The following is an 18,073-nucleotide window of genomic DNA, read 5'->3' as shown; positions in this document are numbered from 1 at the left end:
GAAGAGATCCATGAAGCCAATTAATCCCATCCAGCTTAAGCAACTTATTGAAGCCAGTTTATTTGTCTTAGGTAAGCCGTTGTCGGTAAAAGTTATCAAAGAAACTGTGTTAGCTGAGTTTAGTGTGTCACGCTCGCGGATTCAGGAAACGCTAGATGAATTACAACTCGATTATCAAGACCGGGGCGTACAACTGGTTAAAATAGCCAGTGGTTATCGATTTCAAACTCAAGAAATACTCAGTCCATTTTTACAACCATTATGGCAAGACAAAGCACCTAAATACTCGCGAGCGACACTTGAAACCTTGGCTGTTATTGCATATCGCCAACCTGTTACGCGCGGCGATATTGAAAATATCAGAGGTGTTGCCATTAGCAGCAATATTATTAAAAGTTTAGTGGATAGAAATTGGATTAAAGCTGTTGGCCATAAAGAAGTACCGGGTAGGCCGTCATTATATGCAACCACCAGTGCATTTCTTGATTATTTCAATTTAAGCAAACTGGCAGATTTACCTGCATTAACTGATGCCAGCTCTCTACATGCGTTATTTGAAAAAGCCCAGTTAGCGATGGATGAGCCCGAAGATGAGGCCAATAGTGAAGACAGCACCGAAGATGGCCTCAATAATGTTGAATAAATTCAAGGGCGCTATTACGGCCATCAACAAAGGTTTCATCTGTGTTTAGGTATCAGTAATACAATTGTGCAAATGACAACAATGTAAACCAGATACATTAGCCGCTGGATTAAATCCATGTCTTATTATTGATGACCACGGTTTCGGTTGTTTGAGTGGATGACTCGGTAAGCATATAATCAAGTAAGCGTTGTCCAGCTAGGCTTAAAAAGCGCCTTGATGGGTACACTAAAAATACTACGCCAATGTAGGGGGGCAAATCATCAAATAAACGCACTAATTTCCCTTGTTGTATGTCTTCTATACATAAACCTTGTGGTAAGTAACCGATCCCTCGACCTAACCTAGTCGCTTCATAGGCAAGTTGAATACTATTAGTGCATAAATTGCCTTTAACGGCTTGCATGGCATCATTTGCTAGCGGCACTTGACTAAAGGTTTTCCCATTGGGGAAGCGAAATAAAATTGAGTTATGCTGTTCAATATCAGTTATGGTCACTGGCATACCCGCTTTATCCAGATATTCAGGGCTGGCAAAGAAACACATTTCTTCACTGATAATGGGCTTTGCCACCATATCTAATTCAGTAAACGTTTCGTTGACCATAAATGCGATATCAATATTATTTCGTACCATATCTAATGGTTCAGTGCTGGTGATTATTTCAATCGAAAACTTGGGGTTTTGATCCATAAAGGCAAAAATTTTATTAACTACATCCATTATCTGTGGAATTGGAAACATCAAAATACGTAAATGGCCGGTTAATTCCGCCTTGTTGTCGGTAATGTGGGAGAGGGTTTGTTCTAGATCCGCTAGCATCACCAAGGTTTTTTCGTAGAAATGACTGCCCGCTGAGGTCAGTGTTATTGCGCGGCTTTGACGATGAAACAGCTTTAAATTTAATGATTCTTCTAATGATTGCAACCGTCTACTGACGGTCGATTTAGGTAAATTCAACAAATTAGCGGCTTCAAGTATGCTGCCTGTTTCGACAATTCGATGAAATAATGCAATGTCTTCGGTTTTCATATTGATTGCTCGGATTATGCTTTATAAGTCAAACTCAAATAATGGGATTGATGTTCCCAAATAAACCCGTTTATTGCAACTATAATTCAGCGTATGGTTCGGCGTAATTGTCTATAAACTGTTGCCTCTAAAAAGGGGCAATTGAGTTGTAACCCAGTCTGTTTAAATTTCTGTCATCAAGGATCAGAATCGATGAGATATCACTTAACATTGCCGTTGGCATTGCTTATTTCTACTGTTTTAGCTGGTTGTGCACCGGCCGAAATTGTCGTACAAGAAGTACTTGTGCGTCCCGTAAAATTGTTTGAAGTGGCGACCTCTGCAGGTAATACTGTCCGCCAATTTCCTGCGAGAGTAGAAGCTAACAGTCGTGCAGAATTATCATTTCGGATATCAGGTCAATTGGTTAGACTCGATCTTGTTGAAGGGCAGCACGTTAAACAAGGTTTTTTATTGGCTCAATTAGATGATCGCGATGCGCATAATAATTTAATGACTCGTGAAGCTGAGTATGACTTGATGTTAGCTGATTTTACCCGTAATCAAACTTTATTAGATCGTAAACTGATTTCTCAAGCTTTATTCGACAGCAGTAAAGCTCAACTTAAATCAGCTAAAGCAGCCCTTGCGGCAGCTAATGATCAAGTTAGTTATACGCGTTTAGAAGCCCCTTTTAGTGGGACTATCGCAAAACGATTAGTGGATAATCATCAAATTGTACAAGCTAATCAAGGCGTTTTGACGCTGCAAAATAACCAATTACTTGATGTCACGATTCAAGTACCAGAAGCAATGGCGGCAGTATTGACTCAAGATATTGCCCATGGTTTAGCTGCGAAAGTGCGGTTTAGTGCACTAGACGGTATGTCGTTCGATGCTAAATTTAAAGAATATTCAACCCAAGTCACTCCCGGCACCCAAGCTTATGAAGTGGTCTTTTCATTACCACAACCTAAGAATGTGCAATTACTGCCTGGTATGAGTGCTGAGTTGACGCTAGCAACCATCAATGAGTCATCACAAGGCTTTACCGCGATAGTGCCTATTTCTGCAGTAGACAAACAAGATGAAAGTGGTGATGTGATGGTTTGGCGTTATCAGGCTGAAAGTGGTGACATTAATCCAGTGAAAGTCACCCTGGGTCGAGTTAGCAATAATGGCGTAGAAGTATTAACCGGATTGGAAAAAGGCGATGTTATTGTTGCTGCCGGTTTGTCGCAATTATCTGAAGGCATGAAAGTAAAGCCTTTACGCTGGCAACGAGGAGTGTAGTTGATGAATGTTGCTGAGTATTCCATCAATCACAAAGTGATTAGCTGGATGTTTGCGTTTTTGCTGCTTATTGGTGGCAGTGTGGCATTTACCGGATTAGGACAACTAGAATTTCCTGAATTTACCATTAAACAAGCATTGGTTATCACCGCTTATCCAGGTGCATCGCCCGAACAAGTTGAAGAAGAAGTGACCTTGCCACTTGAAGATGCTTTGCAGCAGCTTGATGGCATTAAGCATATCACCTCTATCAATAGCGCTGGATTATCACAAATTCAGGTAGAAATTAAAGACAGTTATGACAAGCATCGCTTACCCCAAGTATGGGATGAGTTGCGTCGAAAAGTTAACGACACCATAGGCCTATTACCACCGGGAACGGCCAAACCCAAAGTGATTGATGACTTTGGTGATGTTTACGGTATTTTACTTAATTTATCAGGTAACGATTTTAGCAACCGAGAGCTGACCAATTATTCAGATTATTTACGTCGTGAATTAGTATTGGTTCCCGGGGTTAAAAAGGTGTCAGTAGTTGGCAACTTGACGGAGCAAGTTGTCATTGAAATTTCTCAGCAAAAACTCTCGGCTTTAGGGTTAGACCAAAACTACATTTATGGATTGGTGAACAATCAAAACGTGGTATCAAATGCCGGCAGTGTTGTCATTGGTGATAATCGCATTCGCTTGCATCCTACTGGCGAGTTTAGTTCAGTGGAGGAATTGTCTCGTTTAGTGGTTAGCTCACCGGGTAGCACTGAGCTTATCTACTTAGGTGATATTGCCAATATTGAAAAAGACTACGAAGATACGCCGAGTGTGTTGTACCACAACAGAGGTGAGTCGGCGTTATCACTGGGTATTTCTTTTTCCAGTGGAGTAAATGTAGTCGATGTCGGTCAACGTGTTAGTGAACGTTTAGTTGAAATAGAATCACAGCGACCATTAGGGATGAACCTTGATACGGTTTATAACCAAAGTTTAGCTGTGGATGACACTGTGCAAGGTTTTTTGATTAACCTGCTTGAATCGATTGCGATTGTCATCGCAGTGTTATTGTTGTTTATGGGCCTAAGATCGGGTCTATTAATGGGCCTCATTCTACTACTCACTATTCTGGGTACTTTTATTATTATGAAAGTATTAGATATTGAATTGCAGCTGATCTCTCTTGGTGCCCTCATTATTGCATTAGGCATGTTGGTCGATAATGCCATTGTTGTGACTGAAGGTATTTTAATTGGCTTACAGCGTGGTAAAACCCGTTTAGAAGCTGCCAAACAAGTTGTGTCGCAAACGCAGTGGCCATTGTTGGGGGCAACGGTAATAGCCATTATCGCTTTTGCACCGATTGGTTTGTCACAAAATGCGGCTGGTGAGTTTTGTCGTTCATTATTTCAAGTGTTGATGATTTCACTGTTTATCAGTTGGATAACGGCAATTACCTTAACACCCTTTTTCTGTAATTTGTTGTTCAAAGATGCTTCACCGCAAGCTGAACAAACCGATCCCTATAAAGGTTGGCTGTTTACCACTTATCGAAGTTTTCTTTATTTTGTTCTGCGTTTTCGTTTGGTGACATTATCAATTGTATTGGCAATGTTAGTGACCGCAGTGATCGGCTTTGGTCACATTAAAAACGTATTTTTTCCAGCATCGAACACGCCAATATTTTTTGTTGATGTATGGATGCCTGAAGGGACAGACATAAAAGCCACTGAACGTTTTACTAGCGAAATTGAGAAAAAACTGCTGCAAGAAAGTGAACACAATGATACTGGTTTAGTGCATCTTACTTCAGTGATTGGCCAAGGTGCGCAGCGTTTTGTGTTACCTTATCAACCAGAAAAAGGTTATCCAGCCTTTGCCCAGCTAATCATTGAAATGCGCGATTTAGCCGCGGTTGAAGCTTATAAACCACAACTTGAACAATTATTAAATAGTCATTTTCCACAAGCTCAATATCGCTTAAAAAATATGGAAAACGGTCCGTCACCAGCGGCTAAAATTGAAGCGCGTTTCTACGGTGAAGACCCTCAAGTACTGCGTCGTTTAGCAATACAAGCAGAAACAATCTTCCGCAATGAACCTACAATGGACGGTGTTCGTCACAATTGGCGTAATCAAGTCCCGGTGATCCGTCCGCAACTGCAAAATGCGCAAGCGCGTGAAACGGGGATTAGTAAGCAAGATTTAGATAACGCTTTACTGGTTAACTTTAGCGGCAAACAAATCGGCTTATATCGTGAGACTAGCCATTTATTACCGATTGTCGCTCGAGCTCCCGCTACTGAACGTTTGCAAGCCGATAGCTTGTGGAAAATGCAAATATGGAGCACAGAGAACAATATCTTTGTTCCTGCATCGCAAGTGGTTAGCGAATTCAGTACCGAATGGGAAAACCCTTTAATTATGCGCCGTGACCGTATTCGTATGTTGGCGGTATTGGCAGATCCTAAATTGGGATCTGACGAAACAGCAGACTCGGTGCATAAAAAAGTGAGAAGCAAAGTTGAGGATATTAAGCTACCCGCAGGTTATCGCTTAGAATGGGGCGGGGAGTTTGAATCAGCAGGTGAGGCACAAACTGCGGTATTTAGTTCAATTCCTTTGGGCTATTTAGGAATGTTCTTAATCACCGTTTTTCTGTTTAATTCGGTTCGACAACCCTTGGTTATTTGGTTCACTGTGCCATTAGCGGTCATCGGCGTTTCAGCTGGTTTGTTGATATTTGATGCCCCATTCAGCTTTATGGCATTACTGGGGTTACTGAGCCTCTCAGGGATGGTCATCAAAAATGGTATTGTGTTGGTTGATCAAATCAATATTGAACTTGATGAAGGTAAAGAGCCCGGATTTGCACTGGTTGATTCGTGCGTGAGCCGTGTTCGCCCTGTGATGATGGCTGCGATTACCACTATGCTGGGGATGATCCCATTAATCAGTGATGCATTTTTCGGTTCTATGGCAATCACTATCATCTTTGGTTTAGGTTTCGCTTCACTATTAACCTTAGTAGTGTTACCTGTAATGTACAGCCTAGTGTTTAACCTTAAAGTGATCCGCTAAAGTGTCATATTAAACTGTTTATTAAGTGATTAAGGCTGTTGACGGATAACGTTAGCAGCCTTTTTATTGGCTGATCTATTCTGTTGGTTTTAGTGTACGCAGTAGCTAAAAGGGCTAAATAACCCTAACTCGAGAGATTACTGGTGTATAAAATTATCTTGCCGTTATCTGGGTTATATCGGTTCATAACAGGGCAGGTATAACGTGTTAATAAGCCTTATGAGCAAGAAAGAGTAAGTTTGATATTGGAGACATTAAAGTGATTGATTTTCATGTGCTTATGTCATCTACTTTCCCTATTTAAGCTTAATGATGGTATTTTTTGCTCAGCAGCTCTATTCAGCGTATAATCTACGCACTTTTCTAAATTGTATACGCTCCATGCGGGTACAATCCTAAAAGATAATGGAACGAGAATTAATAACATCTTGTTTTTCATATTAAATCCTTTAAAGAGTCCGCTAATGAGTGAAAAATTGCAGAAAGTCTTGGCCCGTGCAGGCCATGGCTCCCGTCGTGAGATGGAGGCATGGATTGCTGCAGGCCGAGTTAGTGTTGACGGTGAAATTGCTGGTTTAGGTGATCGTGTTGAGGTTGATGCCAAAATACGTATTGATGGCCGAGCTATTTCATTAAAATCAGCTGACGACATTATTTGTCGTGTACTGGCATACCATAAACCTGAAGGCGAAATTTGTTCGCGCAAAGATCCTGAAGGTCGTACTACCGTATTTGAACGTTTACCTAAAGTGCGCGATGCTCGTTGGGTTGCGGTAGGACGTTTAGATATCAATACTTCAGGCTTACTATTATTTACCTGTGATGGTGAATTAGCTAACCGTTTAATGCATCCTTCAAATGAAGTAGAGCGTGAATACGCTGTGCGTACTTTTGGTGAAGTGCCAGAAGCCGCAGTACAGCGTTTACGTACCGGTGTGACGTTGGAAGATGGTCCCGCACAGTTTGATAGCATTAAAGCTGCAGGTGGCGAAGGCATAAACCAATGGTGGCATGTTACCCTTCGTGAAGGACGTAATCGTGAAGTACGTCGTTTGTGGGAATCACAAGAAATCCAAGTCAGTCGTTTGATCCGCGTGCGTTATGGCCAAGTTGAATTGCCAAAAACATTACCACGAGGTGGTTGGATTGAACTGCCTATTGACCAAGTTAACTACTTACGTCAACTTGCTGGGTTAGAACCTGAAACTCGTTCAGTTTTAGGTACAGACAAACACAGTGTTGCTCGTTCTAAAGTTAAAAGTGCTAAAATCCGCCGTGCTGTTCATAAGCATAAAGTGGTTGGTAAGCATGGTAAACCGACTCGTCAACGTACCTAATATCACTATGTAGGTTAATTTACAGAAGGTCGCAAATGCGGCCTTTTTTGTTATTTTTTTCCAATGAAAATTAATTATTGCTTACCTACTTGTCAAAAATAATTTCTCAGATATGATTCTCAAAATTTACACATCATTGTGCTGTTTTCGACGATTTATGCGCCGCAGCATTTACATTGTTCATTAGGAATATATGAAAAAATTATTGTTAGGTTTATTGGTCTCGTTATTGGTAGCTTGCGCATCTGCTCCTAGCTGGCAAGGTATGTCTGAACGTGAAATTAGCCAATGGAAAGCGATAGGCTTTGATTCAACCCAAGCGCAAAATTGGCGTGTAAGAGGCTTTGGTCCGACAGAGTCAGAAGGGTGGATAAAAGCCAACTTTACATTAGACACGGCAACTATTTGGGCCAAAGAAGCGTTTAATGTTGAAGAAGCGCAAGTGTGGAGTGAAGCCGGTTTTGAAATTGAAGAAGCTGTCAATAATCGCAGTAAAGGCTTAACGCCTGTGAGAGCTAATTAATCATATTCTGTGCTAAGGACTTCGTTTTGTTGTATTTTACGTCGGATTGGCGTTTTTTGAAGCATTCAGTTCGATGCAATGAATATTTTTGTTGCTTGGTCCCAAAAAATCATTAAAGTATGCACCACGTTAAACGGGACGCGATAGCAGCTCTATTTATTTAACGTGAATGCGAATTAAGTGGCTTGATATTTTTTATCAAAACACGATAAGTTTGCCCGAGTGGTGGAATCGGTAGACACAAGGGATTTAAAATCCCTCGCTGAATAAGCGTGCCAGTTCAAGTCTGGCCTCGGGTACCATTATAATCTCTAGCAATAGAGAGTGGTGTAAAAAGCCTCAACATTAGTTGGGGCTTTTTTACGTCTGAAATTTAATAAATAATATCGAAAGCTAAAATCCCTCGTGCTCTTGTTGAACATCAAACGTGCCACTCTTTGTTATCAAGAATAGTCTGGCCACGGGTACCATTATAATCTCTAGCAATAGAGAGTGGTGTAAAAAAGCCTCAACATTAGTTGGGGCTTTTTTACGTCTGAAATTTACTAAATAACATCGAAAGCAAAAATCCCTCGCGCTCTGGTTGAATATCAGGCGTGCTACTCTTTGTTATTAAGAGTAGTCTGGCCTCGGGTACCATTATAAATTCTAGTAATAGAGAGTGGTGTAAAAAAGCCTCAACATTAGTTGGGGCTTTTTTACACCTGAAATTTGGTTGTGAATGGTAATAAGCGATAGAAGTAGTGAGAGCGATAAAAGCGAACGAGCCTTGAGCTAGGGCGCTATTTACCTCGCTAGTTCGCTACGCGGCTATAAGAGCGGTTGATTGCAGTTATGAGAGTATAACTGGGTAACTACAGTTATAGACTCTAGTCACGAAGCATTCTCGCACCTAGGAATTTATAATCTCTGGTGCCTCAGCTAGTCGTTAATCAATGCTTTTAATACGGGAGATACTTTAAAGCTGGGTTGATTAAATCCGTCAATCTCAATGGCTTCACCCGTTTGTGGATTACGACCTACTTTAGGTAAGTGAAACCGCAATTCAAAGGTGCCGAATTGTGGAATATAAATTTTTTCACCTTCAGCTAAACCTTGATGAATAATCGCTAGGATTTGCTCTAGTTGCTGCTTAGCTTGAGTTTGCGGAATGTCCATCTTATGGGCCATGGATTGGGTTAGTTGCTTTTTATTCATGAGAATCACTTTGATTTAATACTTCTTATTCCCCTTATAACAATTCAGCATGGTCCTTCCTAGTTGTGTATAAATAAATTAATGTTAAGTGGTTACTTTTTATCTTTCTGATTGATTTTTGTGCTGATAAGTGACGTTTTGGTATTAATTTTTGTTACTTTAATGTGTCGATCATTCAAACAGTTTTATTATTTGCCATAATGTCTATATCGATTTCACTTAAGTGAAAAACATGCCAATATTGATGGGTAGCGCCAACGGGGAAGAGTATGTTCAGCAAACCTAAGCATTCTGTAATCGTAAGCATAATAAGCATATTACTTTTGTGTATGTCGCCATTTACTGCGGCCAGCACTCAAGATCAATATGTGAATTTGACTCAGCACTTACAATTACAGTATTTGGCTGAGCCCACCGCACAACGTGCTCAATACTTAGCGATATTACAAACGGGTTCTGCTGCTGAACAATTAGAATATATTGATGAAATTCAGCATAGTGTTGCCGATTTTTGGCATAGTAAACAAGTGCCATTGGCATTCGACTCAATAAATGACACCGCCTCATTGTTAGAAAAGAATATTGCACTGGAACCCATCGCAGATGATTATCTTGGGGTCATAAATTCTCTACGTAAGTTAATGTGGTTGTCACAAACCCAAGATTGGCAAGCTATTGATCCTGGCGGTCTGTTGCGTCCTGGGGATAGCCACCCAAGTATTAAGCAAATTAATCAACGGTTGTGGTTATTGGGTGATGCGAACGAATATATTACTGACGAAGTTATTTATCAACCGACATTGGTACAAAGTGTTAAGCGATTTCAATCTCGTCATGGGTTAAAGGCTGATGCTGTTATTGGGCCTAAAACGTTATACTGGCTAAATCAAACTCCTTTGCAACTCGCTTCTTTATTGGCAATAAGTTTTGTTGAAAAAACGACCTATGTAAGCCAACTATCTCAGCCTTATTTGTTGATTAACATTCCCGCTTTTCAAATGGTGTTAGTTGATCACAATCAAGTGGTGTTGGCATCCAAAGTGATTGTGGGTAAGTCATATAGACAGACTCCAGTGATGAATGGGCAAATTTCAAATGTCATCATTAATCCGACTTGGACGGTTCCTCGACAGTTATTACGCCAAGACATTTTGCCGCAAATTAGGCGAAACGGTCATTACTTTGCCGATAAACATTTTGATGTGTTTGATTATGAAGGCCATCGTATTGATAAAACACCCGAACAATGGCAGCTGGCTGCAGCAGGGAAGTTCCCTTATAAAGTTGTGCAACGTCCTGGTGGTGGTAATGCATTAGGCCGTTATAAATTTTACTTTCAAAATAATCAAAGTTTGTATTTACATGATACATCAGCCCCAGAGCTGTTTTCACGTGCGGAACGAGATATATCATCAGGTTGTGTGAGAATTGAAAAAGTACAACAGTTGGCAGATTGGTTTGCAAACCACTTAGTCCTTGATAAGCGTACTTGGAATCGCTTGCAGTCTAATTATACTCAAACTCAATGGTTTTCTCTATCGTCCACGTTACCTGTACACATGGTGTATTGGCGTGCTTGGGTGGATGAGCAGCAAGCCGTGCAGTATCGTGATGATATTTATCAGTTAGCACCAGCAGAACCTGTCAATTTATTAAGCCATAAAGTCTCCAAAAAATAAATTGTGCAATAACTATCAATTAATGAAGTAAAGTTAATCACGGTTTACTTTGTCTCTAAGTAATTGAGCTTTATCACTCTATTATGCAAGAGAGCATATTTATTAAGTTACTTATATATCAGCAGACTTGCATTTATGAATATTAATGGTTAATTTATTCATCAAGTGGATAAAAAAGCAACAATTAGCTCAATAGCATTGTAAAGATGAAATTGTGATTTTGAAGCTTATATGTATTGTAATTCAGATAATTAAAGTGGTGTATAAATGACAATCGAGTGCCTAACTCGTCGGCAGTTATTATTAGGCTTAAGCGGTGCCGCAGTGGTGACTTTGTTACCTAATACCGCGCAAGCAAGTCGTTCAACTCTGGGTGTTAAAGATTTACGTTTTTATAACCTTCATACCGGTGAAAGAAGTCAGGGCAGTTTTTGGGTTGATGGTCAATATCAACCAGAGACGCTGACTGAATTTAATCATGTCCTACGTGATCATCGCCAAAACGTTGCAGCACCTATAGATAAGCGAGTATTCGAATATCTATATAAATTACAACTCGCTTTAGATCATCATGATGAAATTAATGTAATCTCTGCTTATCGTTCACCAAAAACAAATCAGATGCTTGCTTCTCGCAGTAACGGGGTTGCCAAGAAAAGTTATCATATGAAAGGCATGGCGATGGATATTGCATTACCAGGTGTGAAAACTAAGCATTTGCGTGATGCAGCCGTATCACTTAAGTTAGGCGGCGTTGGATTTTATCCTCGAGATGGTTTTGTACACATTGATTGTGGCCCCGTGAGACGTTGGGGGTAATTCATACCAATCCCATTCAATATCTGATTAGTTCAGAGTCTCTCAGGTTTTTCAATTCAAGGCGCATTGATGTAGAAATGGTTGTTCCCTTTTAAATTGATGCAACACAGAAGTGGAATACCTGAGAGACTCCATACTGGCGGGCTTCAAAGTCCTTTATGCTTCGTTAGATACTTTCAAAATAGAATCACTATTCGTTTCAATCATCTGCCTTGCCTACAGCACTTTGAACTCCCGCTGAAATATCACATATTTAATAGGATTGGTATATATACTTGTGGGTTTAGAGTGACTATGGTAATATCCGCGCGCTTTATTTGAGTCATCGTTGGTCGAAAATGATGACGCCTTCATACTATTTTAATTATTAAGTGAGTGACTTATGTCTTACACAATCAACGCAGAAACCCGCACAAACATCGGGAAAGGTTCGAGCCGCCGCCTACGTCATGCTGGTAAAGTTCCTGCAGTAATTTATGGTCCAGGTAAAGAGCCTGTATCAATTATGTTCGAACACAAAGCTATCGTTAACATCCAGTTAAACGATGACTTTTATACAACTGATTTAACTATCGTAATCGACGGTAAAGAAGTTATAGTTCGCACTAAAGCTATCCAACGTCATGCATTCAAGCAAATGGTTGAACATATCGACTTTATGTTTGTTTAATTGCTGAGTTGAGAAAAAGCGCCTAAGGGCGCTTTTTTTGTGGCTGAATTTTATTCTGAATACTAAAAACTACTCGATTTCGAAGCTATAGTAGATATCCAGTGATTGACTTAAGGTGCTCGACACGCTTTCTAAATACAATTGTGAAAACAAATAATATCGCACGGTCATTTCATAACCTGGGTTGAATACTCCCACACCATACTTAACCATCAAGTCTTCGCCAATATAACCACTCACAGCCACTTTACCATCATCATTGGTATCAAGCTGTACGTTGGAAAAACCAAACCGCTCAATCAATCCTGATGCGGTGCTGCCAATGCTATTCATTGCTCCACCATCAAATTGTGAACCTAAACTGAGTGCCGCTCCCATCATTAATGAATTGCTTTGTTGGTTAGTTGTGCTGCTAAATCCTTTACCGGTCAAAATATAAGAGAGTATTTCAGCTTGTTCTTTCACTGGACTAGAGAATAAAGTCACAATTGGACGCATTGGGGTTCCGGTGACTCGAACACCTGCTGTTACGTCGCTGTCTTTAATCTCTCTAGTTGCTTCTATATTTAGATTAGGTAATGAAATTGGGCCAATAAATTGGACTTCACCGGTATCAATACTTAAGGTTTGCCCCATAAACTTATAAGTACCCTTGGTAACTTTGATATCACCAAATAGCATGGGGGGCTTAAAAGCTTGTTGTTGTAATACTAGATCACCTTCTAGCTTACCTTTAAGACCCATACCGTCAATGGTAAGGTTTTTACCGACATTGATGTTAAGATCAGCCGTAACAGCGTAAGGGCTGGTTTTAACGGTTTGTTCAGATACTGAATCGTTAAATACCACATCGTTTGATATCGCAACGCCTCCCTCAGCTAATTGAATAATTTTTATTTGGCCAGATGGAACGTTTACTTTGCCTTTTATTGCCAACAGTTGCTCATTAAAGGTGATATTAATATCTGGAGAAACATCCAATATTGCCATTGGTGGTTGAATCACCGCTAAATTATTGCCTTTAATATCAATATCACCGCTAAATTTTCCTTGTGGCCAAGCAAGTGTTCCTTGAGTACTTACTTGCCCATCACCCATATGCCATTGTCCATTAAGTTGTCCTTGTTGGCCTTCAAGTGCCAGTGACAAGTAGAGTTTATCAATGAGTGTAGGGTTTGTTGATAAAGCAAATGCACCGTCGCTGAGCTTGATATTACCCGATAGGCTTGGGTCCATAAGAGTTCCGGAGACTATTAATCGACTGGATAGAATGCCTTCTAAGGTTTCTAGCTTAGGGAAGAACTCTCCAAAAGGAGCCAGATTGAGATCATTAACATTGATGGTACCTTGTAAGGTTCGATCGGGAGTGATGTTGACACTCAATTGACTTTGCCAGCTGGCGATTCCGGATGAATTAAAACTTAATGAACTATTAATTTGTTTTTCATCAAGGGAGGCTTGTAATAGTAATTGCTGGTAGTCAATGCTAATGGTGTTGTTTTTGGTACGGCTTAGCTTAATATTGCCTGGTAAAAGCGTAAATTGAACATTGGCTGTCGGCTTTTTACCTTTAGCCCAATTAACTTGGCTGGTTAATGCCGCTTCACCACTCCAAGTAATTTTTTTAGACAAAATGGGTGCTAATAATTGTCCTGGCTTACCAGAGAAATTTATATTGGCTTGGCCGGTATTGCCCAAATTAACATCGTTGACTAAACATAATTTATTATGTGGATGTACTAAGCAGAAGTGACTCACGCTACCACGGCTATTGAGCTGATCCCAACTGGCTGTAATTGGGTTATCTTGCTGCCATTTTCCAAGGGCATTACTAATACTGAGCTCTGTTAGTGTGGCATCAAACTGTTGTTTATCAATATTACTATGACTGGTCATTTGTGTATTGATAACCACATCACCTTGGGTGTTGAGTTTACTTTGTTGTTGCTGTTGGTTTCCATCACTGATGAATACGATATCTGTAAGTTTATAGCTGTCCCACACGAGATTATTTGTGTGCAGCTCGGCTTTATATTGATGTTGGGAATAAGGGCGGTAATTGCCGTGTAAGTCGAGGCTGTCGATTTTGCCACCTTGGTAACTAAACTTACTGATTTGTGCATTAAGATCAACGATTGGATCAGCACTATTCCCCGTTACGTTAACTTTGGCAAAAATATTACCTTGGCCACCATTTAGCCACTGACTAACATCGGGAACGCTTAATTCGGCATTGATGTTCCAAGCTTTATCTGCTTGACCATTGATAATGAGCTGAGCTCCTAGCGCGTTTGCCTGAAGGTTGTTAGCGTTAATAGCCATGTCTTGATTTAAAGAAATATCACCTTGTAAATTTAGCGGATAACCATTTAAACGCCCCGTTAAGTTTGCCTCTTGAATGGCCACTTGCCATTGTTTATTCGCTAGGGTGCCACTGCTATTAAAGTGGCCGCTAAATTTACTTTGAATGGGATTTTTCTGATTAATGTAATCGATATATTGCAACTGAATATTATCGGTAAGCACACTGGCTTGCCAGGTTATGTCATCTTGATATGACAGTTCTCCAGTGAGATCTAGATTTCCTGCAATTGACTTTACATTCAGTTTGTTGATACTCAGTTTTTGCTTACGGTTAACGACATCAGCAATAATAGCTAAAGTAGGGTGATACGGCGTTGTGAGTTGCCCTTCAAACTGTGCTTCTTGGTTTTTAATATCTCCTTTACTGGCAAAATGACTGATGTTGCTAGTATATTGCGGATTTTTTAATGGCCACTGTAACGCCGCGTCGGTAAGCGTTACTTGGTAATTAAGTTCTGGTGTGGTGAGATTGATTTCAGCATCAAGCTTAAAATAATTATCGCCTTTAGCAATGGCGTTGATATTTAATTTGCTCAAGTCTTGGGTAAGATCAACACTAAGTTGTTGCTGTTGAAGACCCGGTAATTCAGGCAGGTTTTCGATATTGGCGACTAATTTTAAGGTGACAGGGTAATGATCTTGAAACGCAATATCACCGATAACACTTACATCACCATCGTCATGTTGAATAGTTAATTGGGTTATTCCAAGTTGAAACTGGTGAAAACTGGCGGCTAAACCAATATGACTAAAATGGTCGCTACGTTGACCTATCGTAAGCTGAGTTTCAGTGGCATTAAATTGTTTTACATTAATAGGAAAAGGCATAAAAACCTGTGGCAAGTTAGCCAGCGGCCATACGTTTTTATCGGTATCACCAGATCGATTAATCGCTTTATTATCTTGTTGATTTATTTGGCTTGTAGTCGATGCCGTTGTGCCTGTTGCTTCGGTCGTTATAGGAATATTAACTACTAATCCTTGGCTTGTAAGTGATTCAACTACAAGGCCAGTGTTATTCCATATAGCTTGAGTCATTAACTTGTCGGCATGAAATTTCATGCTATTCACAGCAACATTAACCTGTGCTAATTGGGCCTTGCTGAGACTAATGTTGATGGGTAATTCAAGCTCTGTTAAAAGATCTTCGCTTTGGTTTGTGTCACTAACGTTTGCTGAGGTTGGAATATCATCTGTGACAATATTTACATCAATCTTTGATGCGCTTAAATTTGTGACACAAATCTGTTGATTAATGAGACACCTTGGCAGCCAACCTAGTGTTAAATCATCAGCATTAACGCTAATGCCTGGCATTGACCAAGACAAGTGATGCAGGGTGAGATCGCCATTTAAGGTGCCTGAAGCATATTCAACCTCGATATCACTAACAAATTGGTTGGCTAGCATCACGCCTATTTTACTGCCAAATGGAGTGCCAATAATGACAGCAAACAACATCAATAATGCCAAAGGGACGTAGATGAGTATTCGAGTATAAAGCTTAAAATGCCGCCAAATCTTTGCCGATAAGCTTGTTGAAATGTTGGCCTTTTCGTCACTTGAATCGAGCTGTGGCTGTAACTCGGTATCTTGCTGATTTTTCTTGTCAGTATTTTTATGTATCATAAATCAGTCCCCATGGTTAAATGGAAACGATATGAACGTGCAACGGTCTCGGTTTCTTTTAAGCCAAAACCTAAGTCCATGCGAATGGGGCCAATGGGTGAGATCCAATGTACACCACCGCCAACAGATACCACTGGTTCAAATTGTTGTGTATCAAAAGCATTACCAGCATCGACAAAAGTGGCCACTCGCCAAGTCGGGGTAAGATAATATTGATATTCTATACTGCCAATAGCCAAATAACGTCCACCAACAACTTGCCGAGATAAGCCTCCGTCGTCGTTGGTATAGTCTATATAAGGCCCTAACTCTTGATAACTATAACCTCGTATACTTTGGTCACCACCGGCAAAATAACGTAGTGATGGTGGAATATAATCAATATCATTTTTATCGGCAATATTGGCTGCTAAATCAATTCTGGCGACAAAACGGTGTTTATCAAATAAGGTCTCTATCCATTTAAATCGGGCTTGTAAACGAGCAAGTCGAATGGTCGACCCTAAGGAAGGATCTGCATATTCAATACTGTATGTCTGACGGTAACCAGACTTGGGATCGAGCGTGTTGTCACCTCGAACTGTTTTGGTCAGGTTATAGCTTAATAAATAAAAGCGTGGATCATAGTCAGTATCCAGTTGAGTATAAAACTCTCTCATTGATTCAATTGAATAACCATGTAGCCAATTATTTTTAGATCGTCTTTGGCGAGTTAAGCCGATTAAGTACTTTTTAGACTCTAGCTGGCCTGTATTACTAAATTCACGTTTGTCGGCATCATAATCTTGAGTAACGCCATAGGTGTCACGTAATAATCCTAGTTTTATTTTCAACTGGTCATCCAAAGGATGGGTCAATGGGATGGTATAAGTGGTTAATATTTTGGGTCTTTCTGGCGACCATTCAGCACTGGTTTCTTGATAATGACCATAGCTATTTATTTGTGGCGTGCGCCATGTAACACGCACTCGAGGATCGACTGCGTTTTCGGTGCTATTGCCAATATCAGCACCTAAACCGACATCAATAAGATGACTAGGACGTGGGCTCAACTCTACTTTAATGGGTACTAAGCCTGTATCTATCTTGTCTAACTGAGGTAATACTTTGATATTGCTAAAGTAACCAGTATCTAATAAATTGCGATTAAACTCAGTGAGTTGTTGTGTCGCGTAAGGGGCGTCTGCATCAAAAGGGATTAAGGATTCGAGAAGATCGTCGTGTAGTGTACTGCCTTCAAAATCGACATGACCGAATAAATAGCGTTTCCCCGAATCAAACTGCAAATTAATTTGAGCGGTATTTAAGTCACGGTTAATACTAATTTCAGCTTTAGTGTATTGGCCATCAAAATAACCACGCGCCAGCGCTAATGTTACCAGTTGTGATTTAATTAAATCATATACCCCGTGGTTTAAGGTGTCGCCGGGTTTGACTTTTAAACGATTAAGCCACAACGAAAAGGTATCGTCTTCCAGCATCTCACCTTGGAAACGAATATCTATCCATTGAATAATTACAGGGTCTCCTAGGGTGATATTGAGGCTTAACTCCCAAGGTCCATTATCATTTTCTTTAACATCGACATCTAAAATACCATGGTAATAGCCCATGGATTCAAGCGCATCTTGGGTGTTATCGTCCACGGTAAATAAGAAAGCTCGACGCTGAACCTCGTTTTCTGGCAACGTGCCTAAATGAGCAAAAATATTCTTTTCAATTTTTTTGTTAACGCCCGAAACCTTAATCGTTAACCAATTATTATCAGCCAGCACAAAGCCTGACATCATTAATGTCAACGAAAGTAATATAAACTGACTAAATTTAAGGCATTTTGT

The 18,073-nt window shown here is 40.2% G+C and carries 12 protein-coding genes and 1 tRNA gene; 9 read left to right on the top strand and 4 right to left on the bottom strand.

Annotated elements, in window-relative coordinates:
• The first annotated feature begins 10 nt into the window (after positions 1-10).
• Positions 11-643, top strand: coding sequence for an SMC-Scp complex subunit ScpB (gene scpB / locus FH971_RS12450; RefSeq protein ID WP_137226721.1), 633 nt, complete (start codon positions 11-13; stop codon positions 641-643).
• A 109-nt stretch (positions 644-752) separates the two neighbouring features.
• On the opposite strand, the gene FH971_RS12445 is transcribed toward scpB, so the two are convergent.
• Positions 753-1,676: a LysR family transcriptional regulator gene (locus FH971_RS12445; RefSeq protein WP_137226722.1), complete on the bottom strand. Its 924-nt coding sequence runs from the start codon at positions 1,674-1,676 to the stop codon at positions 753-755.
• A gap of 192 nt (positions 1,677-1,868) precedes the next feature.
• Here FH971_RS12445 and FH971_RS12440 point away from each other — a divergent pair, with 192 nt between their 5' ends.
• The 5 genes from FH971_RS12440 (at position 1,869) to FH971_RS12420 (ending at position 8,179) form a co-directional block, all read left to right on the top strand.
• Positions 1,869-2,948 carry an efflux RND transporter periplasmic adaptor subunit gene (locus FH971_RS12440; RefSeq protein ID WP_137226723.1) on the top strand — a complete coding sequence of 360 codons (1,080 nt, stop codon included), beginning with the start codon at positions 1,869-1,871 and terminating at the stop codon, positions 2,946-2,948.
• 3 nt (positions 2,949-2,951) lie between these two features.
• The gene (locus tag FH971_RS12435; protein WP_140235588.1) at positions 2,952-6,017 is read left to right on the top strand and encodes an efflux RND transporter permease subunit; all 3,066 of its coding nucleotides are present in this window, start codon (positions 2,952-2,954) and stop codon (positions 6,015-6,017) included.
• A gap of 464 nt (positions 6,018-6,481) precedes the next feature.
• A complete protein-coding gene (gene rluB / locus FH971_RS12430) occupies positions 6,482-7,354 on the top strand; it encodes a 23S rRNA pseudouridine(2605) synthase RluB (protein ID WP_137226724.1) in 873 nt (290 codons plus the stop codon).
• 193 nt (positions 7,355-7,547) lie between these two features.
• Positions 7,548-7,877, top strand: a complete 330-nt coding sequence (locus tag FH971_RS12425; protein WP_140234500.1) for a hypothetical protein — start codon at positions 7,548-7,550, stop codon at positions 7,875-7,877.
• A 216-nt stretch (positions 7,878-8,093) separates the two neighbouring features.
• Positions 8,094-8,179: transfer RNA gene (locus tag FH971_RS12420), tRNA-Leu, on the top strand.
• 619 nt (positions 8,180-8,798) lie between these two features.
• Here FH971_RS12420 and FH971_RS12415 read toward each other — a convergent pair.
• Positions 8,799-9,074, bottom strand: coding sequence for an HU family DNA-binding protein (locus tag FH971_RS12415; RefSeq protein WP_137226726.1), 276 nt, complete (start codon positions 9,072-9,074; stop codon positions 8,799-8,801).
• Positions 9,075-9,343: 269 nt separating this feature from the next.
• Here FH971_RS12415 and FH971_RS12410 point away from each other — a divergent pair, with 269 nt between their 5' ends.
• The 3 genes from FH971_RS12410 (at position 9,344) to rplY (ending at position 12,242) form a co-directional block, all read left to right on the top strand.
• On the top strand, positions 9,344-10,753 hold the full coding sequence (locus tag FH971_RS12410) for a L,D-transpeptidase family protein (RefSeq protein ID WP_140234499.1): 1,410 nt from the start codon (positions 9,344-9,346) through the stop codon (positions 10,751-10,753).
• Between the two features lie 267 nt (positions 10,754-11,020).
• Positions 11,021-11,572 carry a peptidoglycan L,D-endopeptidase MepK gene (gene mepK / locus FH971_RS12405; RefSeq protein ID WP_140234498.1) on the top strand — a complete coding sequence of 184 codons (552 nt, stop codon included), beginning with the start codon at positions 11,021-11,023 and terminating at the stop codon, positions 11,570-11,572.
• 382 nt (positions 11,573-11,954) lie between these two features.
• A complete protein-coding gene (rplY, locus tag FH971_RS12400; protein WP_137226729.1) occupies positions 11,955-12,242 on the top strand; it encodes a 50S ribosomal protein L25 in 288 nt (95 codons plus the stop codon).
• Positions 12,243-12,311: 69 nt separating this feature from the next.
• Here the strand turns inward: rplY and tamB are convergent, their stop codons facing one another.
• Together tamB and FH971_RS12390 are read right to left on the bottom strand one after the other, a co-directional pair.
• Positions 12,312-16,235, bottom strand: a complete 3,924-nt coding sequence (gene tamB / locus FH971_RS12395; protein WP_140234497.1) for an autotransporter assembly complex protein TamB — start codon at positions 16,233-16,235, stop codon at positions 12,312-12,314.
• Positions 16,232-18,025: an autotransporter assembly complex protein TamA gene (locus FH971_RS12390; protein WP_476748685.1), complete on the bottom strand. Its 1,794-nt coding sequence runs from the start codon at positions 18,023-18,025 to the stop codon at positions 16,232-16,234. The genes tamB and FH971_RS12390 overlap by 4 nt, the downstream gene beginning before the upstream one ends.
• Positions 18,026-18,073: the final 48 nt, after the last annotated feature.

Origin of the sequence: Shewanella polaris, from assembly GCF_006385555.1 — a bacterium.
Taxonomy (GTDB): Bacteria; Pseudomonadota; Gammaproteobacteria; order Enterobacterales; family Shewanellaceae; genus Shewanella; species Shewanella polaris.
This window is presented reverse-complemented; position numbering and strand designations above follow the sequence as displayed.

What these genes read in the sequence shown, in the direction of transcription:
- FH971_RS12410 (WP_140234499.1), top strand. Translation starts at nt 9,344, where the DNA reads ATGTTCAGCAAACCTAAGCATTCTGTAATCGTAAGCATAATAAGCATA.
- tamB (WP_140234497.1), bottom strand. Translation starts at nt 16,235, where the DNA reads ATGATACATAAAAATACTGACAAGAAAAATCAGCAAGATACCGAGTTA.
- rplY (WP_137226729.1), top strand. Translation starts at nt 11,955, where the DNA reads ATGTCTTACACAATCAACGCAGAAACCCGCACAAACATCGGGAAAGGT.
- scpB (WP_137226721.1), top strand. Translation starts at nt 11, where the DNA reads ATGAAGCCAATTAATCCCATCCAGCTTAAGCAACTTATTGAAGCCAGT.
- FH971_RS12425 (WP_140234500.1), top strand. Translation starts at nt 7,548, where the DNA reads ATGAAAAAATTATTGTTAGGTTTATTGGTCTCGTTATTGGTAGCTTGC.
- FH971_RS12445 (WP_137226722.1), bottom strand. Translation starts at nt 1,676, where the DNA reads ATGAAAACCGAAGACATTGCATTATTTCATCGAATTGTCGAAACAGGC.
- FH971_RS12440 (WP_137226723.1), top strand. Translation starts at nt 1,869, where the DNA reads ATGAGATATCACTTAACATTGCCGTTGGCATTGCTTATTTCTACTGTT.
- mepK (WP_140234498.1), top strand. Translation starts at nt 11,021, where the DNA reads ATGACAATCGAGTGCCTAACTCGTCGGCAGTTATTATTAGGCTTAAGC.
- rluB (WP_137226724.1), top strand. Translation starts at nt 6,482, where the DNA reads ATGAGTGAAAAATTGCAGAAAGTCTTGGCCCGTGCAGGCCATGGCTCC.
- FH971_RS12415 (WP_137226726.1), bottom strand. Translation starts at nt 9,074, where the DNA reads ATGAATAAAAAGCAACTAACCCAATCCATGGCCCATAAGATGGACATT.
- FH971_RS12390 (WP_476748685.1), bottom strand. Translation starts at nt 18,025, where the DNA reads ATGATGTCAGGCTTTGTGCTGGCTGATAATAATTGGTTAACGATTAAG.
- FH971_RS12435 (WP_140235588.1), top strand. Translation starts at nt 2,952, where the DNA reads ATGAATGTTGCTGAGTATTCCATCAATCACAAAGTGATTAGCTGGATG.